A 15719-nucleotide genomic window follows, 5' to 3' on the forward strand; every position below is an offset into this window, starting at 1 on the left:
CCCCCCCCCGCCCCCCCGCCCGCCCCCCCCCCCCCCCCCCCCCCCCCCCCGCCCCCCCGCCGGGGCCCCCGCCCCCCCCCCCCCCCGCTCCTACAGAATAATCGTCATCCTGGAGAACCGGCTCACGTGGCCGGTTTTTTCTTGCCCGCACTGGCCGTAGGATGACGCCTTCTCACCCGCAAGGAATGCCCTCCGATGACGCCTCCCGCCTTGTTGATCATCGACCAGCAGAAAGGCATGCGCGCCAGCGCCGAGCCGCGCAACAACCCGCAGGCCGAGCAGCGCATTGGCGACCTGCTGGTTGCATGGCGCCGGAAAGGTTGGCCGCTGGTGCATGTCCGCCATATTTCGCGCACGCCGGGCTCGCCTTTCTGGCCCGGGCAGCCGGGCGCGGAGTTCCAGGAGGCGCTGGCGCCGCTGGAGCATGAGCACGTGGTGGAGAAGAACGTCCCCGATGCTTTCATCAACAGCAGCCTGGAGCGCTGGCTGCGCGTGCGCGGCATCGAATCTGTGGTGATCTGCGGCGTCAGCACCAACAACTCGGTGGAGGCCACCGCGCGTACCGCGGGCAACCTGGGCTTCGCCACGCAGGTCGTGGCCGACGCCTGTTTCGCCTTCGCCAAGTGCGATTTCAACGGTTTGCAGCGCAGCGCCGAGGAGGTCCACGCCATGTCCCTGGCCAACCTGCAGGGCGAGTATGCGCAGGTGCTGGACTCGAACTCGCTGCTGCAAAGGCTGTCCATCGGCTGAGTCTTGCCAACCGGCCGTCACCCTTGTGCGTCCGTGCAATTGAAGGAAGTCGGTTTTTCCGGTATTTCCCCTGAAATTCCTACGCAAGAATCGGCTTCGGCATCTTGTGTGGTGAAAAAATAGGGCGTAATTTTCACGCGCGTTTCATCAGTGTCAGGAAAACCATCCTTATCAGCCGCTAACCCCCCAGGAATCACCCCTGCATGTCGTTGCACATCTGCATTCTGGAAACCGACATCCTCCGCCCCGAACTCATCGATCAGTACAAGGGCTATGGCTGGATGTTCCAGCAACTGTTCGCCAAGCAACCCGTTCCGGCCGAGTTCACGGTCTACAACGTGGTGGAAGGGCATTACCCGCCCGAAGATGAGAAGTTCGACGCGTACCTGGTGACCGGCAGCAAGGCGGACTCCTTCGGCACTGATCCCTGGATCCAGACCCTCAAGGACTACGTGCTCAAGCTCTACCAGCGTGGCGACAAGCTGCTCGGCGTGTGCTTCGGCCATCAGTTGCTGGCGCTGGTACTGGGCGGCAAGACCGAGCGCGCCAGCCAGGGCTGGGGCGTGGGCATCCACGATTACCGGATCGAAGAACAGCCGGAGTGGATGAGCCCTGCGCTGGGCGATGGCCTGACCCTGCTGGTCAGCCACCAGGACCAGGTCACCGAGCTGCCCCACGGTGCGCGCCGCATCGCTTCCAGCGACTTCTGCCCGAACGCCGCCTACGCCATCGGCGACCAGGTGCTGTGCTTCCAGGGCCACCCGGAGTTCCAGAGCGACTATTCCCAGGCGATCCTCGAACTGCGCAAGCACATCTTCAGCGAGCCGGTGTTCCAGTCCGGTATCGACAGCCTTTCCCGCCCGCACCAGGGCGCGGCGGTGGGCGAGTGGATGATGCGCTTCGTCCAGCAGGGGCGTGATGAGAAGAAGAACACCGAGAAGAAAAGCGCGGCCTGATTCCTGCCGTGCTGACGGAGAACGCCGCTCAATCGAGCGGCGTTTTTATTTGCGTGTGGGAGTGTTGCAGAGCGCTTTTGTAGGATGGGTGGAGGTTATCTGGACCCTCGAAAGGTTCCCGTCAGAGCCAATCCGCCTGCTTGAAGCTGATGTACAGCCCGACGCACCCCAGCGCCAGCAGCCCCATGATCAGGAAGTAGCCATAGTGCCAGTGCAATTCCGGGATGTACTCGAAGTTCATCCCGTAGATGCCGGCCACGGCGGTGGGGAAGGCGAGGATGGCCGCCCAGGCGGCAAATTTGCGCTGCACCACGCTCTGCCGTGAGGACTCCAGCGCCAATCCGACTTCGATGGTCTGGCTGGCTACGTCGCGCAGGGTGGTGAGGTCTTCCAGCAGACGGTTCACGTGGATTGCCACGTCGCGGAAGTAGGGGCGCATCTGCTTGTCGATGAAGGGAAAGTCCAGGCGTTGCAGCTCCTGGCAGATCTCCACCATGGGCGCTGCGTAGTGCTTGAGCCTGAGTACCTCGCGGCGCAGGCCGTAGATCTTCTCGATCTGTTCCTGGGTCAGCGACTTGCGCAGCACCTGCTGCTCCACTTCCTCGATTTCCCCGCGAATGGCCTCGACCACCGGTTCGTAATTGCTCATTACGAAGTCCAGCAGGGCGTACAGCACGAAGTCGGTTCCGTGGGCCAGCAACAGCGGGCGTGCTTCGCAGCGCTGTCGGACCTGAGCGTAGGACTGGGAGAAGCCGTGACGTGCGCTGATGATGTAGCCGATTCCGGCGAACAGATGAGTTTCGACGAACATCAGCCGATTATCGGCGCGTATCGGTGAATAGATCACGATGAACAGCGCGTCGCCGAAAGTTTCCAGCTTCGGCCGGCTGTGCTTTTCCAGGGCATCGGACACGGCCAGTTCATGGAGGTTGAACTGCCGTTGCAGGTTGAACATTTCCTCCGGCGTCGGCTCCTGCAGCCCCGTCCAGACGAAGTGGTCGGGCTGGCAGGCCCAGCGGTAGCCGTCCTCCAGCGGGATGTCGGAAACCTTGCGGCCCTTGCTGTAGACGGCGGAAGCGATGACTCGGCCCATGCGAAAGCCCACCCTGCTGCTGGATCGGTCGGGAGTCGTTCTGCAGGAACTGAGTGTTGGCCAGCCTGGCGCGACGCGCCAGCGAAGAGGAATCAGGAGTGAGGCGTGAGGGCGTCCTGGAGGCCCTGGAGGGCGACGGGCACAGCCTGGTTGAAGCGTTCGAAGAGTCCGTTCCGGTCGATGGTGTCCACCGGGGCGCGCCGTGCACCGTCGAAGCCGGCGCTGAGGGCGGTGACCACCAGGATCACGATGGTGTAGAGCCCCAGGGCGGCGAGCGCGCCGTTGCGGGCGTAGCGATGGGCTTGACGGTTCATGGAGGCGACTCGGGTTCGGGGATGAGATGGCCCAGTGTCGCTTTGGTCATTTCGATTGAATAACGATGCCGATTGCTTTCCGGTATCAGGCAAATTGATAGATGGCAGTTCGACGACCAGGCGCAGGGCGCCGGGCGGGATGTCATCGCAGGATTTCGCGATTCTGGCGGGCTTCATGGCTGCTGGAGCTTCTTCGGGAAGGGAGGCAGCCTTACGCCTGCAGGGCCCGGCATCGCGCCGGGCTCTTCGCTTCGGGCAGGACTGCATGACGTCACCTGCTGCAGGCGGCTGGCGGGATGAGAAGGTTTCAGCCCTGCTTGGCAGCGGCTTCGACGTTCACCTGGCTGGCGGACTGCTCGGATTGCTGCTGCTGGATTGCTGCCTGGGTCATGTGAACCATGCGGTCCTGCATCAGCGGGGACTCTTCGGCGAAGCTGGCCTGGGCGGCGAAAGCGGTAGCGGCGGCCAGTACGCTGGCGGCGATGATGTTGAGTTTCATGATGAACACCTCCGGTTGGTTTGCTCTGGGTTCATCAATAGGTTAATGCGTAATAATTTTTTAAAAATAGCGATCAGGATTAATCACTGTTGCTAATTAGGTAACAGTTGTGGCATGAAAAAGCCCGGCACCAGGCCGGGCTCTTCTGCCAGCGGGGATCAGGCCAAATGGTTCCGGTCCAGCTCGATGGATTTGTCCAGGGTTTCCAGCAGTTGCCTGCGTACCTTCAGCTTGGTGTTGCGGTGCGCGGTCATGTTCAGCTTCTTCAGGTGCTGGGCGGCTTCCAGGGCGGCGGCCTGGAGTTGCTCGGCCGGCACCACCTTGTCGAGGAAGCCGGCGTCGACGGCGTCGCGCGGATTGAACATCTCGGCGTTCACCACGGAGCGGGTGAAGGCGGAGCGGCGCAGGCGGTCACGGGCCAGCTCGATGCCGACGTGGTGCATGGTCATGCCGATGGCCACTTCGTTCAGGCCGATCTGGAACGGGCCATCGACGCCGATGCGGTAGTCCGCCGAGAGCAGGATGAAGGCGCCCTTGGCCACCGCATGGCCGGTGCAGGCGACGATGACGGGGAAGGGGTGGGACAGCATGCGGCGGGCCAGCGTGGAGCCTGCGGCCACCAGGTTCACGGCGTTCTCCGGGCCGGAGGTCATTACCTTGAGATCGTAGCCGCCGGAGAGGATACCCGGCTGGCCGGTGACGATGACGATGGCACGGTCCTTCTCCGCCTGGTCCAGGGCCTGGTTGAAGGCTTCGATGACCGCCGGGGAGATGGCGTTCACCTTGCCGTTGTTCAGGGTCAGGGTGGCGACGCCGTCTTCGAATTGGTAGCTGATCAGCTCACTCATGGCAGGGGTCCTGGGTTGCAGTCCTTGGGTTGGAAGTGGCCAGAACATACTGACGCAGGCCCGGGGCGTAAAGCGTTTTGACTGACTGGCGAGTCAGCCGCATGCCACGAAATCCGGGCGATTTCTGTGCGCTGTGCACGCAAATTCCTACGGCGCTCGTGGAGAGGTCGCAGGCGTACTGTTAAGCTGCCAGTATCCCTGCGTCCCGCCTCGCACAATCCAGGATGTGCATCTCATGTCGAAGATTCTCAAATGGTCCCTGTTCGCCGTGGTGGCGATCGCCCTGATCATCAAGGCGTCCCTCTGGCTCTCCGTGCGCAGCGTGGTGAACGATGCCATCGCCCGCGTTTCGCCATTCATGGAGATAACCTACGGCGGCATTTCGTCATCGTTCGACGGTCGGGTCGGCCTGCAGAATGTGGTGATCCGGGTTCCGATGGCCGGCGACAGCCTGAAAGTCTCCCACGCCCAGCTGAAATTCAACGGCTTGCGCGAACTGCTCAGCTTCAAGGAGCGCCTGGGTGAGGGCAAGCTGCCGGAACAGATGGCGGTGGACCTGAAGGGGGTAGAGCTGCAGATCCACGGCCCGTTCATGCAGTCGCTCTACGCCCAGCCGGCGGAGAAGAGCGCCTTCACCGCGATGAGCGAGGTGGCCTGCGGCAACGTGCGCAATATCGGCGTCGATGAGCTGTTGCAGATGGGCTATCGCACCCTCGAGTCGGACATCGAGTTCTCCTACCGCCTGCAGCCGGGCGCGCAGACCCTGACCTTCGACCTGCGCAGCGATACCCGCGACATGCTCGACATGCACACCAGCATGACGCTGATGAATGTCTCCGAGCGGCCGGGCGACATGCGCGTGAATCCACCGCGAGTGTCCCAGGTGGTCGTCGAGATGAACGACAACCAGTACCAGCGCCGGGTCAGCGAGTTCTGCCGGGGCAAGCTCGGACTGGACCAGGCTGCCTATACCGCGCTGTCGCTGGAGCAGTTCGACAAGGCGCTGCGACTGCAGCGCATCGCGCTGGACAAGCCCGTGCTGGAGGCCTACGGCCGCTACCTGTCCGATCCGCGTTCCCTGCGCGTCGAACTGACGCCCACCGAAGGCATGGCCTGGGACGGCCTGCAATTCTTCGAGCCCAAGGATGTGATCCAGATGCTGCATCCGGTCGTCCTGGTGAACCAGCAGTCGGTCACAGCGCTGGGATTCGCCTGGGTCGATCCGCTGAAGAAAAAAATCACGCCGGAAAGCCAGTATCAAATGGTTTCGGCCCCGGAAACGGTTGAGTCGCAGGCCAAAACGCAGCAATATGAGTTCGTTAGCGTTGAAAGCCTTGCCCAGTACACCGGCAAGCGCCTGCAGTTCATCACCTTCGATGGTGCCTATTACCAGGGTGTGCTGCACAAGGTGGAGAACGGCCGAGTCTATATCACCGTCCTGCTCGGGACGGGTTCGGCAGAAATGTTCCTCCGCCTGAACAAGATCAATCAGGTGCGGGTCATGTTGTGAGGCCCCCGGAAGGAGAGAGCAAGTGAGTGAGTCGTTGTCCATCCAGCATGATGAAACCAGCCACCAGTTCGTAACGACTGTTGATGGTCATCGCGCCTATCTGGCCTACATGGATCTGGGCAAGCAGACGCTCGACATCTACCGCACCTTCGTCCCGGACAGCCTGCGTGGCCGCGGCATCGCCGCCGCCCTCACCGAACACGCGCTGCAGTACGCCGAGCGCAAGGGCTACAGCGTCATCCCGTCGTGCTCCTACGTCGAGCGCTACCTGGAGCGTCGCCAGCGCCACACCGACACCGCGCTCTGACAGGCAAGATACGAAAAAGCCCCGCTGATGCGGGGCTTTTTCTTGGGCGGCTCTTTGTAGGAGCGAGCTTACTCGCGAACGGCCTGATTTCGCTGTCGCCGGATAACTGTTCGCGAGCGAGCTCGCTCCTACGAAAAGCCAAAGAAAAAGCCGGGCATCAGCCCGGCTTTTCGTTTGTACCCCGAGCGTCAGCCGCGCTGGCGCCTGGGCAGGACGTCCTTGAGCTTGGCGTGCATGCTGCGCACGGCCTTCTCGGTGGTGTCCCAGTCGATGCAGGCGTCGGTGATCGACACGCCATACTTGAGTTCGCACAGGTCCTTCGGGATCGGCTGCGCGCCCCAGCCCAGGTGGCTTTCCACCATCAGGCCGACGATGGAGTTGTTGCCTTCGGCGATCTGGTTGGCGACGTTGTCCATCACCAGCGGCTGCAGGGCAGGGTCCTTGTTGGAGTTGGCGTGGCTGCAGTCGACCATCACGTTCAGCGGGATCTTCGCCTTGGTCAGTTCCTGCTCGCACAGGGCGACGCTGACCGAGTCATAGTTCGGCTTGCCGTTGCCGCCGCGCAGCACCACGTGGCCGTAGGCGTTGCCCTTGGTGGTGACGATGGAGACGCCGCCTTCCTGGTTTATGCCCAGGAAGCGGTGCGGGCTGGAAACCGACTGCAGGGCGTTGATCGCCACGGTCAGGCTGCCATCGGTGCCGTTCTTGAAGCCGACCGCCGAGGACAGGCCGGAAGCCATCTCGCGGTGGGTCTGGGATTCGGTGGTGCGTGCGCCGATGGCCGACCAGCTGATCAGGTCCTGCAGGTACTGCGGAGAGATCGGATCGAGCGCCTCGGTGGCGGTGGGCAGGCCCATCTCGGCGAGGTCGCGCAGCAGCTGGCGGCCGATGTGCAGACCATCCTGGATCTTGAAGGAGTCGTCCAGGTACGGATCGTTGATCAGGCCCTTCCAGCCAACGGTGGTACGCGGCTTCTCGAAGTACACGCGCATCACCAGGAACAGGGTGTCGGAGACCTCCGCGGCCAGCACCTTCAGGCGCTCGGCGTATTCGTGGGCGGCCTTGATATCGTGGATCGAGCAGGGGCCGATCACCACGAACAGGCGATGGTCCTTGCCGTCGAGAATGTCACGGACGACCTGGCGGCCGTTGGCGACGGTGCGCAGGGCGGCGTCGGTCAGGGGGATTTCGCGCTTGAGCTGCTCCGGCGTGATCAGTGTCTCGTTGGAGGCAACGTTAAGGTCGTCGATCTGTAAATCAGCCATCGTGGTACTCAATCAGGTCACGGGTGCCGGCCGCCAGAAATCCCCGTGCGATGGGGCGCAGGCAGGTGTGTCGCTAAGGGGAAGCCGAACCTTAACCGTTCAGGCGTCGCCTCGACAATGGCTCGATGCAGGAAAATGCCCGGATCACGGGCATTGGCGCGACTTTCTGCGCAGCGGCGATCAGACTGCGCAAAACAATGGGAAGTCCGCCGCGTTCTGCGCGATCCATTCCAGCGCCAGGTCGTCGCTCGGCGACTCGCCGCCATCAGTCTGGGCGTGTTGCCGGCGGTAGTGCTCGATCTGACAGACCTGCTCGATCATCCGTGCGCGGAAAAGCGTGTCTTCGTCGATGAAGGCGATGCCCACGCGGTAATCGCTTGCCTGCTTGCGGCTCCAGGCGATTATTCCGCCGTAGCGCGCCGCGTCGCCCAGCAGGGGAATGTGCAGCTCGATGGAGGTGCCGCGGCGAAAGCCCCGCGGTGAGTTGCACGCCACGCCGCCGAGGCTGATATTGTGCAACCGCTGGCGCGGCAGGAAGGTCTGCTTGCGGATGACCAGCTCGACCGGAAGGTCGCACGGGTGACGCAGGAACTGACGCATGACGGAGCGCTCCGACTGCAATCTTTATAGTGGTGGCACCTTGAGTATAGTGCCGGCCCTGGAGCTGACCGACCTGGATGCCGACCGCCGGCTGCTGGAGTTGTCCGGCGTGTCGCTGCTGATTTTCACCGGCGAGGGTTGCTCGACCTGTCGCTGGGCGCGGCAGGTGCTGCCGGAGTTCGGTCTTCCCATCGACCGCCTGTGCTGGATCGACGCCGGGCACAGTGGCGGAATGGTCGAGCGCTATGAGGTCTTCCACCTGCCTTCGCTGTTCCTGGTGCGCGACGGCCACTTTCTGGGCGCCGTCCACGCGCCGTTGCGTCCCGAACCCCTGATCCAGTCCCTGCGCGCCGCCCTCGCGCGCCCTGCTGAGGAATTGCCTTGACGACTCTGCGAATCGGCATCATCGGAACCGGCGCCATTGGCGGTTTCTACGGCCTGATGCTGGCCCGCGCCGGCCACGACGTTCATTTCCTGCTGCGCAGCGAGTACCCCGCCGTTGCGCAGAACGGCCTGCGCCTGAACAGCCAGGTGCACGGCGCGCTGAGCCTGTCGCCGGTGAATGCCTACGACGACGTGGCGAAGATGCCGCCCTGCGATTGGCTGCTGGTGGGCGCCAAGACCACCAGTAACGCCGACCTTGCACCGCTGATCATTCAAGCCGCTGCGCAGGGGGCGAAGGTCCTGCTGTTGCAGAACGGTCTTGCCGTGGAAGACGAACTGCGCGCGCTGCTGCCCGAACATATCCACCTGCTCGGCGGGCTTTGCTTCATCTGTGTGCACCGTGCCGAACCGGGTGTGATCGAACACCAGGCCTTCGGTGGAGTGAACATCGGTTACCACTCGGGTTCCGCGCAAGAGGCCGAAGAGCGCCAGGCGATTGTGGAGGAGGGCGCCGCGCTGTTCCGCAGCGCCGGCCTGGACTCCAACGCCATGCCCAACCTGGAGCAGGCGCGCTGGCAGAAGCTGGTCTGGAACATCCCCTACAACGGCCTCTCCGTGCTGCTCGACAGCGGCACGCGAGCGATCATGGACAACCCCGACAGCCGCGCCCTGGTGGCCGAGCTGATGGAAGAAGTCATCGCCGGCGCCGCTGCCTGCGGGCACTCGCTGCCTCAGGGCATAGTCGGCGCGATGCTCGGCTCCACCGATGCCATGCCGGACTACCTGCCCAGCATGTACCATGACTTCGCTCAGCGCCGGCCGCTGGAACTGGGCGCCATCTACGCCGCGCCCCTGGAGGCCGCGCGCAGGGCCGGGCGTGATCTGCCGAAGATCGAGGCGCTGTATCGCGCGCTGCGTTTCATCGACGCGCGCAACCAGGCGCGCTGACGGACACCGGGGGGAAGCATGGCAAAAGGGCTGGGCGACAAGCTGGTGGTGGCGATTTCCTCGCGGGCGCTGTTCGACCTGCGCGAAAGCCATCAGGTCTACGAAAGCGAAGGCGTCGAAGCCTACCGCCAGTACCAGATCGACCGCGAGGACGAAGTCCTTCCGCCGGGCGACGCCTTTGCGCTGGTGCAGAAGCTGCTTGCCCTCAATGGCGGCACCGACAGCGCGCCAGTGGAAGTGGTGCTGGTCTCGCGCAACAGCGCCGATACCGGCCTGCGCGTGTTCAACTCCATCCAGCACTACGGCCTGGGCATCTCCCGTGCCGCCTTCGTCGGTGGCCGCAGCCCTTATCCGTACCTCAAGGCGTTCAACTGCCACCTGTTCCTCTCCACCCATATAGAGGACGTGCGTAACGCCCTGGACGCCGGCTTCGCCGCCGCCACCATCCTTTCCGGCGGCACCCGCCGGGAGGCCAGCGGCGAACTGCGCTTCGCCTTTGACGGCGATGCAGTGCTGTTTTCCGACGACTCCGAGCGCGTCTACCAGCAGGGCGGCCTGGAAGCCTTCCAGACCCATGAGCGCGAGTCCGCTCGCGAGCCGCTGGGCGGCGGGCCGTTCAAGCCCTTCCTGGCCGCGCTCAACCGCGTGCAGCAGGCCTTCCCCCAGGAATCCTGCCCGATCCGCACGGCTCTGGTCACCGCGCGTTCCGCCCCGGCTCACGAGCGGGTGATCCGCACGCTGCGCGAGTGGGACATTCGCCTGGACGAGTCGCTGTTCCTCGGTGGCCTGGACAAGGCCGCCTTCCTCGAAGCCTTCGCCGCCGACGTCTTCTTCGATGACCAGCCGCTGCACTGCGAGAGGGCGCGGGAGGTGGTGGCGACCGGCCATGTCCCCCACGGTGTGAGCAACGAGAAGAAGGTCGCCGGATAGCCGCCGGGTCGCGACATCCGGCCTTATCGGAGCGATTCGCGTTCTCCTGCTACGCTGCTGGATAGGCCCCGCCGCGCAGGCAGTCGAGGAGGCCGCATGATCCGAACGATTCTTTACGCCACCGACCTCGGTCTCTATGCCCCCTACGTCCTCCAGCACGCCCTTTCGCTGGCCCGTGCCTACGGCGCCGAGGTGTATGTCGTGCACGCGGTGGAGCCGCTGGGGCTGTTTGCCGAGTCCGTCCTGCAGACCTACCTGGACGAAGGCACGCTGAAGGAGATGCGCACCAATGGCCTGACCAACGTCATGGGCAGCATCGAACAGCGGGTGATGGAGGGGTTTCGCGATGAACTGGGGGAAGCGCGCCAGGACGCCGAGCTGATCCGCTCGGTGCGCGTGGTGCAGGGGGACGCGCCGATGGTGATCCTCGACGAGGCCAAGCGCCTGGACGTCGACATCATCGTCGCCGGCAGTCACAGCCATGGGGATGGGCTGAACACGCCGCTGGGGCGCACCGCCGCGCGCCTGGTGCAACTGGCCGAGGTGCCGGTCTACCTGGTGCCGATGCTGCAGCATCGCTGAGCGCTTTGTGACGATACGTCGGACAAGCCCGGATTTCCCGTGGGGCTTTAGACGAATGGCAAGCAGGGCAAAAAAAAACGTCTAGTTTTATTCCTTAAACCATTAATATGGTTATAAAACGACAAGCCCCTGATCGCGAGTCGCGACATTCATTTCGAGGAAAGTCCATGAAGCTTCAACAACTGCGCTATATCTGGGAAGTCGCGCACCACGATCTGAACGTCTCGGCCACCGCGCAAAGCCTGTATACCTCCCAGCCCGGCATCAGCAAGCAGATCCGCCTGCTCGAAGACGAGCTGGGCGTCGAAGTCTTCGCCCGCAGCGGCAAGCACCTGACCCGCGTGACCCCGGCCGGCGAGCGCATCATCACTACCGCCGGCGAGATCCTGCGCAAGGTCGAGAGCATCAAGCAGATCGCCCAGGAATTCTCCAACGAGAAGAAGGGCACGCTGTCCATCGCCACCACCCACACCCAGGCGCGTTATGCGCTGCCCGGCGTGATCAGCGGCTTCATCAAGCAGTACCCGGACGTTTCCCTGCACATGCACCAGGGCACGCCGATGCAGATCGCCGAGATGGCCGCCGACGGCACCGTCGACTTCGCCATCGCCACCGAGGCGCTGGAACTGTTCGGCGACCTGATCATGATGCCGTGCTACCGCTGGAACCGTTGCGTGATCGTGCCCCAGGGCCACCCGCTGACCAAGGTGCCGAAGCTGACCCTGGAACTGCTCGCCGAGCAGCCCATCGTCACCTACGTCTTCGGCTTCACCGGCCGCTCCAAGCTCGACGAAGCCTTCAACCAGCGCGGCCTGGTGCCCAAAGTGGTGTTCACCGCCGCCGACGCCGACGTGATCAAGACCTACGTGCGCCTGGGCCTGGGCGTGGGCATCGTGGCCCACATGGCGGTCGATCCGAAGCTGGACAACGACCTGGTGATGCTCGACGCCAGCCACCTGTTCGAATCCAGCGTGACCAAGATCGGCTTCCGCCGCGGCACCTTCCTGCGTGGCTTCATGTGCGACTTCATCGAGAAGTTCGCCCCGCACCTGACCCGCGACCTGCTGGCCAAGGCCGTGCAGTGCCACAACAAGACCGAGCTGGACGAGCTGTTCGAGGGTATCGAGCTGCCGATCTATTGATGCAAAGCGCCGCTCCATCGGCGCTGGGCTCAAAGGAAACGCCGCGATCTCCAAAGGGGACGCGGCGTTTTGTTTTGCTTCGAAGGTGGGGCGCAAGTGCGCCTTTGTAGGAGCGAGCTTGCTCGCGAACCGCCCAACACTGATGTAGCCGGTGAATCCGTTCGCGAGCAAGCTCGCTCCTACGAAAAGCTTCGTTAGCGGATACGCCAGCGCAGCAACAGCAGGGCGACGAAGGCCAGCGCGGCGCCGACGACAAAGGTCCAGCTGGCGCCGAAGCTCTGCCACAGCCAGCCGGCCAGCACGCTGGCCAGCAGCATGGCGATGCCGCTGGCGAGGTTGAACACACCGAAGGCCGTGCCCTTGAGGTCGGCCGGCGTGGTGTCGGCAATCAGCGTCGCCAGCAGTCCCTGGGTAAAGCCCATGTGCAGGCCCCAGAGCGCGACGCCGACGAGCATCAGCGGCGTGGAGTCGGCCCACGCCAGCAGCAGGTCCGCTGCCACCAGCAGGAGCATGCCGATGGCCAGCAGGCCGGTGCGGTCGGTGCGGTCCGACCACCAGCCCACCGGGTAGGCCGAGAGCATGAACAGCAGGGCCATTACCACCATCACCACCGGAGTCCAGGCCATCGGCAGGCCCATGTCCTGGGCGCGCAGCACCAGGAAGGCTTCGCTGAAGCGGGCGAGGGTGAACACGGCGCCGATGCCGACCACCCACCAGTAGCGCGCCGGGAAGCTGCGCAGCGCGTCGCGATGGATCGGCGAGCGGAAGCGGTGGGTGCCTTCGGCCTGTTCCGGTTCCTTGACGAAGAAGACGATGGCCAGCACCGCGACGCCGGCGGGAATGCAGGCGAACCAGAACACCAGCGGCAGGTTGTTGCCCAGCCAGAGCATCAGCACGATGGCCAGCAAGGGGCCGGCGAAGGCGCCGACGGTGTCCATGGACTGGCGCAGGCCGAAGCACGCGCCGCGGATCGATGGCGGCGAGACGTCGGCGATCAGCGCATCGCGTGGTGCGCCGCGGATGCCCTTGCCGATACGGTCGAGCAGGCGCGCGGCGAAGATGGTCTCGCCCGAACTGGCCAGCGGGAACAGCGGCTTGGACAGTGCCGCCAGGCCATAGCCGAACAGCACCAGGCCCTTGCGCCGGCCGAGGAAGTCGCTGATGGCGCCCGAGAACACCTTGACGATCAGCGCGGTGGCTTCGGCTATGCCCTCGATCAGGCCGACCGCGACCATGCTCAGCCCCAGGCTGCCGACCAGGAACAGCGGCAGCAGGCTGTGCAGCAGTTCGGACGACACATCCATGAACAGGCTGACGAAACCCAGCGCCCAGACGGTGCCGGGAATGCGGGGGCGTGTGCGGTCCGAGCCGTCGGCCATGGGCGAGCTTCCTTGTGCATCAGGGGAGGGGAGCACAGTCTGGCCGAATGGCCATCAAGAAAGCGTCAAGGTCAACGCTTACAGACGATCCAGATCGTCGCGCCGGGCCAGTTCGGCCAGGGCATCGCGGGAGTCCAGCGGCAGCTCGCCACGGCCTTCGAGCACCTCGTGAAGGAAACTCATGAACACCGTGTAGACGACCTCGCGGCCATCATCGTGGCGGACGACGAAAAAGGGCGCGGTGTCCACGCCATACTGGGCCGCAACCAGCCAGCCGGTGCTGGCAGGATTGCGCTCGTCGGCAACCAGGGTGCGGTCGATGCGCGAGAGGTAGCCGCCTTTTTCCAGTCGCTCGTGGACTTCGCGGCACTTGCGGCAGTCCTGGCCATCGGCCAAGACCTTCTTCACCAGGGTGATGCGCATGGGATCGGCTCCGTCGCAGGCGTGCAGGCGTCCGATCCTGCGCTGCGGGCTGACAGGGAAATTTCCGTCAACCGAGGGTAAGGCTTCAGGCCTTGCTGATCAAATTACCGGCGTGCAGCCCGCACTCTTTCTGCGTGGCTTCTTCCCACCACCAGCGGCCTTCGCGCTCGTGCTGGTTGGGCAGCACCGGGCGGGTGCAGGGCTCGCAGCCGATGCTGATGAAGCCGCGCTCGTGCAGGCTGTTGTAGGGGATTTCCAGCATGCGGATGTAGGCCCAGACCTCTTCGCTGCTCATGTTGGCCAACGGGTTGAACTTGATCAGCGGTTTCTCCGGGGTGGAGAAGGCGCCGTCCAGTTCGACCACGGCGACCTGGCTGCGGGTGCCGGGGCTCTGGTCCTTGCGCTGGCCGGTGGCCCAGGCGGTCACGCCGGACAGCTTGCGCTTGAGCGGCTCGATCTTGCGGATGCCGCAGCATTCGCCGTGGCCGTCCTTGTAGAAGCTGAACAGCCCCTTTTCCTTGACCAGCGGCTCCAGCAGGCGCGAGTCCGGGGTCATCACCTCGATGGCGATGCCGTAATGCTCGCGGACCTGCTCGATGAAGCGGTAGGTCTCCGGGTGCAGGCGACCGGTGTCCAGGCTGAACACCTTGACGTTCCTGTTGAGCTTCCAGGCCATGTCCACCAGCACCACATCCTCGGCGCCGCTGAAGGAAATCCACAGCTCATCGCCGAAGTGCTCGAAAGCGAACTTGAGGATGTCCTGCGGGGACTTGCTGGCATGGGTCGCGGCGATTTCCGCGATATCGAACGGGAGGCTCATCAGGCGGTATTCCTAGTTTTAATGGCGCAGTGCGGTGCGTGGCGCGATGGTAGCAAAGAGGTGGATATGCCCCTAAATAACCATCGGGAAGGTAGACTGCTGTTTCCGGATATAAGTGCCGCGTTGCGCCGCTTCCGGCGAGCCGCTAGAGTGCCCGCCTCTCAAGTCAATCCTGCGGGGAAATCGTTCGTGGAAATCGCCTGTCTCGACCTGGAAGGGGTCCTGGTTCCGGAAATCTGGATCGCCTTCGCTGAAAAAACCGGTATCGAAGCGCTCAAGGCGACGACCCGCGATATCCCGGATTACGACGTGCTGATGAAGCAGCGTCTGCGCATCCTCGACGAGCACGGCCTGAAACTGTCCGACATCCAGGAAGTGATCGCCACGCTCAAGCCGCTGGAAGGTGCGGTGGAATTCGTCGACTGGCTGCGCGAGCGCTTCCAGGTGGTGATCCTCTCCGACACCTTCTACGAGTTCTCCCAGCCGCTGATGCGCCAGCTCGGTTTCCCGACCCTGCTGTGCCACAAGCTGATCACCGACGAGACCGATCGCGTCGTCGGCTACCAGCTGCGCCAGAAGGATCCGAAGCGCCAGTCGGTCATTGCCTTCAAGAGCCTGTACTACCGTGTGATCGCTGCTGGCGATTCCTACAACGACACCACGATGCTCTCCGAAGCCCACGCCGGCATCCTGTTCCACGCGCCGGACAACGTGATCCGCGAGTTCCCGCAGTTCCCGGCCGTGCACACCTATGAGGACCTGAAGAAGGAATTCCTCAAGGCGTCCAACCGCCAACTCAGCCTGTAACACCGGCTGTGACGAAAAAGCCCCGCTGATGCGGGGCTTTTGCTTTCTGTAGGAGCGGGGGTTGTGGGGGACCCCCCCCCCCCCCAGTGGGGGGGGGATATGTTTGGGGGGCAAGAGGGGGCGAAAAGAATTAGGGTTTTTGGGGGGAACGGTGGGCCACCG

19 protein-coding genes are annotated in these 15719 nt (G+C 63.9%); 10 read left to right on the plus strand and 9 right to left on the minus strand.

From position 1 onward, the window contains the following. Positions 1 to 195: 195 nt before the first annotated feature. Both ACCC94_RS19880 and ACCC94_RS19885 read left to right on the plus strand, forming a co-directional pair. Complete coding sequence (locus ACCC94_RS19880; RefSeq protein ID WP_413351254.1) at positions 196 to 750, plus strand: cysteine hydrolase family protein; 555 nt, start codon at positions 196 to 198, stop codon at positions 748 to 750. A gap of 203 nt (positions 751 to 953) precedes the next feature. Beyond that, positions 954 to 1706, plus strand: coding sequence for an amidotransferase (locus ACCC94_RS19885; protein WP_413351255.1), 753 nt, complete (start codon positions 954 to 956; stop codon positions 1704 to 1706). A gap of 121 nt (positions 1707 to 1827) precedes the next feature. Here the strand turns inward: ACCC94_RS19885 and ACCC94_RS19890 are convergent, their stop codons facing one another. From ACCC94_RS19890 to ACCC94_RS19905, 4 genes are all read right to left on the minus strand, one after another. Then, the gene (locus tag ACCC94_RS19890; RefSeq protein WP_413351256.1) at positions 1828 to 2799 is read right to left on the minus strand and encodes a magnesium and cobalt transport protein CorA; all 972 of its coding nucleotides are present in this window, start codon (positions 2797 to 2799) and stop codon (positions 1828 to 1830) included. Positions 2800 to 2891: 92 nt separating this feature from the next. Beyond that, positions 2892 to 3113 (minus strand): hypothetical protein, encoded by a 222-nt coding sequence (locus ACCC94_RS19895; RefSeq protein ID WP_413351257.1) that lies wholly within the window; start codon positions 3111 to 3113, stop codon positions 2892 to 2894. Positions 3114 to 3420: 307 nt separating this feature from the next. Then, positions 3421 to 3612 (minus strand): hypothetical protein, encoded by a 192-nt coding sequence (locus tag ACCC94_RS19900; RefSeq protein WP_236174496.1) that lies wholly within the window; start codon positions 3610 to 3612, stop codon positions 3421 to 3423. Between the two features lie 158 nt (positions 3613 to 3770). Continuing rightward, on the minus strand, positions 3771 to 4460 hold the full coding sequence (locus ACCC94_RS19905; RefSeq protein ID WP_413351258.1) for a crotonase/enoyl-CoA hydratase family protein: 690 nt from the start codon (positions 4458 to 4460) through the stop codon (positions 3771 to 3773). A gap of 235 nt (positions 4461 to 4695) precedes the next feature. Here ACCC94_RS19905 and ACCC94_RS19910 point away from each other — a divergent pair, with 235 nt between their 5' ends. After that, entirely contained in the window at positions 4696 to 5970 is a 1275-nt protein-coding gene (locus tag ACCC94_RS19910) for a hypothetical protein (RefSeq protein WP_413351259.1), read from the plus strand. Positions 5971 to 5992: 22 nt separating this feature from the next. Next, on the plus strand, positions 5993 to 6277 hold the full coding sequence (locus ACCC94_RS19915) for a GNAT family N-acetyltransferase (RefSeq protein WP_017516909.1): 285 nt from the start codon (positions 5993 to 5995) through the stop codon (positions 6275 to 6277). Between the two features lie 188 nt (positions 6278 to 6465). Here the strand turns inward: ACCC94_RS19915 and ACCC94_RS19920 are convergent, their stop codons facing one another. After that, positions 6466 to 7542 (minus strand): 3-deoxy-7-phosphoheptulonate synthase, encoded by a 1077-nt coding sequence (locus ACCC94_RS19920; RefSeq protein ID WP_413351260.1) that lies wholly within the window; start codon positions 7540 to 7542, stop codon positions 6466 to 6468. A 180-nt stretch (positions 7543 to 7722) separates the two neighbouring features. Beyond that, positions 7723 to 8142 (minus strand): PilZ domain-containing protein, encoded by a 420-nt coding sequence (locus ACCC94_RS19925; RefSeq protein WP_413351261.1) that lies wholly within the window; start codon positions 8140 to 8142, stop codon positions 7723 to 7725. On the opposite strand from ACCC94_RS19925, the gene ACCC94_RS19930 reads away from it, so the two are divergent. The 5 genes from ACCC94_RS19930 (at position 8141) to cysB (ending at position 12128) form a co-directional block, all read left to right on the plus strand. Beyond that, the gene (locus ACCC94_RS19930) at positions 8141 to 8527 is read left to right on the plus strand and encodes a thioredoxin (RefSeq protein WP_413351262.1); all 387 of its coding nucleotides are present in this window, start codon (positions 8141 to 8143) and stop codon (positions 8525 to 8527) included. The genes ACCC94_RS19925 and ACCC94_RS19930 overlap by 2 nt on opposite strands. Beyond that, positions 8518 to 9474: a putative 2-dehydropantoate 2-reductase gene (locus ACCC94_RS19935; protein ID WP_413351271.1), complete on the plus strand. Its 957-nt coding sequence runs from the start codon at positions 8518 to 8520 to the stop codon at positions 9472 to 9474. Before ACCC94_RS19930 ends, ACCC94_RS19935 begins: the two co-directional genes overlap by 10 nt. An 18-nt stretch (positions 9475 to 9492) precedes the next feature. Next, positions 9493 to 10404: a 5'-nucleotidase gene (locus ACCC94_RS19940; protein ID WP_413351264.1), complete on the plus strand. Its 912-nt coding sequence runs from the start codon at positions 9493 to 9495 to the stop codon at positions 10402 to 10404. A gap of 96 nt (positions 10405 to 10500) precedes the next feature. Next, the gene (locus ACCC94_RS19945) at positions 10501 to 10986 is read left to right on the plus strand and encodes a universal stress protein (protein WP_413351265.1); all 486 of its coding nucleotides are present in this window, start codon (positions 10501 to 10503) and stop codon (positions 10984 to 10986) included. A 167-nt stretch (positions 10987 to 11153) separates the two neighbouring features. Then, positions 11154 to 12128, plus strand: coding sequence for an HTH-type transcriptional regulator CysB (gene cysB, locus ACCC94_RS19950; RefSeq protein WP_413351266.1), 975 nt, complete (start codon positions 11154 to 11156; stop codon positions 12126 to 12128). 194 nt (positions 12129 to 12322) lie between these two features. Here the strand turns inward: cysB and ACCC94_RS19955 are convergent, their stop codons facing one another. From ACCC94_RS19955 to ACCC94_RS19965, 3 genes are all read right to left on the minus strand, one after another. Further along, the gene (locus ACCC94_RS19955) at positions 12323 to 13507 is read right to left on the minus strand and encodes an MFS transporter (protein ID WP_413351267.1); all 1185 of its coding nucleotides are present in this window, start codon (positions 13505 to 13507) and stop codon (positions 12323 to 12325) included. A 78-nt stretch (positions 13508 to 13585) separates the two neighbouring features. Beyond that, complete coding sequence (locus tag ACCC94_RS19960) at positions 13586 to 13930, minus strand: hypothetical protein (protein ID WP_413351268.1); 345 nt, start codon at positions 13928 to 13930, stop codon at positions 13586 to 13588. Between the two features lie 85 nt (positions 13931 to 14015). Then, positions 14016 to 14750, minus strand: coding sequence for a phosphoadenylyl-sulfate reductase (locus tag ACCC94_RS19965; RefSeq protein WP_413351270.1), 735 nt, complete (start codon positions 14748 to 14750; stop codon positions 14016 to 14018). A gap of 189 nt (positions 14751 to 14939) precedes the next feature. On the opposite strand from ACCC94_RS19965, the gene thrH reads away from it, so the two are divergent. After that, complete coding sequence (gene thrH / locus ACCC94_RS19970; RefSeq protein WP_152222567.1) at positions 14940 to 15557, plus strand: bifunctional phosphoserine phosphatase/homoserine phosphotransferase ThrH; 618 nt, start codon at positions 14940 to 14942, stop codon at positions 15555 to 15557. Positions 15558 to 15719 lie beyond the last annotated feature (162 nt).

This window comes from Pseudomonas sp. Pseusp97, assembly GCF_047304025.1.
Classification (GTDB): domain Bacteria; phylum Pseudomonadota; class Gammaproteobacteria; order Pseudomonadales; family Pseudomonadaceae; genus Pseudomonas.

Excerpts from the sequence above, each read along its gene's own strand:
- ACCC94_RS19900 (WP_236174496.1), bottom strand. The coding sequence starts at position 3,612 with ATGAAACTCAACATCATCGCCGCCAGCGTACTGGCCGCCGCTACCGCT.
- ACCC94_RS19885 (WP_413351255.1), top strand. The coding sequence starts at position 954 with ATGTCGTTGCACATCTGCATTCTGGAAACCGACATCCTCCGCCCCGAA.
- ACCC94_RS19910 (WP_413351259.1), top strand. The coding sequence starts at position 4,696 with ATGTCGAAGATTCTCAAATGGTCCCTGTTCGCCGTGGTGGCGATCGCC.
- ACCC94_RS19895 (WP_413351257.1), bottom strand. The coding sequence starts at position 3,113 with ATGAACCGTCAAGCCCATCGCTACGCCCGCAACGGCGCGCTCGCCGCC.
- ACCC94_RS19955 (WP_413351267.1), bottom strand. The coding sequence starts at position 13,507 with ATGGCCGACGGCTCGGACCGCACACGCCCCCGCATTCCCGGCACCGTC.
- cysB (WP_413351266.1), top strand. The coding sequence starts at position 11,154 with ATGAAGCTTCAACAACTGCGCTATATCTGGGAAGTCGCGCACCACGAT.
- ACCC94_RS19945 (WP_413351265.1), top strand. The coding sequence starts at position 10,501 with ATGATCCGAACGATTCTTTACGCCACCGACCTCGGTCTCTATGCCCCC.
- ACCC94_RS19930 (WP_413351262.1), top strand. The coding sequence starts at position 8,141 with ATGACGGAGCGCTCCGACTGCAATCTTTATAGTGGTGGCACCTTGAGT.
- ACCC94_RS19905 (WP_413351258.1), bottom strand. The coding sequence starts at position 4,460 with ATGAGTGAGCTGATCAGCTACCAATTCGAAGACGGCGTCGCCACCCTG.
- ACCC94_RS19925 (WP_413351261.1), bottom strand. The coding sequence starts at position 8,142 with ATGCGTCAGTTCCTGCGTCACCCGTGCGACCTTCCGGTCGAGCTGGTC.
- ACCC94_RS19960 (WP_413351268.1), bottom strand. The coding sequence starts at position 13,930 with ATGCGCATCACCCTGGTGAAGAAGGTCTTGGCCGATGGCCAGGACTGC.
- ACCC94_RS19920 (WP_413351260.1), bottom strand. The coding sequence starts at position 7,542 with ATGGCTGATTTACAGATCGACGACCTTAACGTTGCCTCCAACGAGACA.
- ACCC94_RS19890 (WP_413351256.1), bottom strand. The coding sequence starts at position 2,799 with ATGGGCCGAGTCATCGCTTCCGCCGTCTACAGCAAGGGCCGCAAGGTT.
- ACCC94_RS19940 (WP_413351264.1), top strand. The coding sequence starts at position 9,493 with ATGGCAAAAGGGCTGGGCGACAAGCTGGTGGTGGCGATTTCCTCGCGG.
- ACCC94_RS19880 (WP_413351254.1), top strand. The coding sequence starts at position 196 with ATGACGCCTCCCGCCTTGTTGATCATCGACCAGCAGAAAGGCATGCGC.
- ACCC94_RS19965 (WP_413351270.1), bottom strand. The coding sequence starts at position 14,750 with ATGAGCCTCCCGTTCGATATCGCGGAAATCGCCGCGACCCATGCCAGC.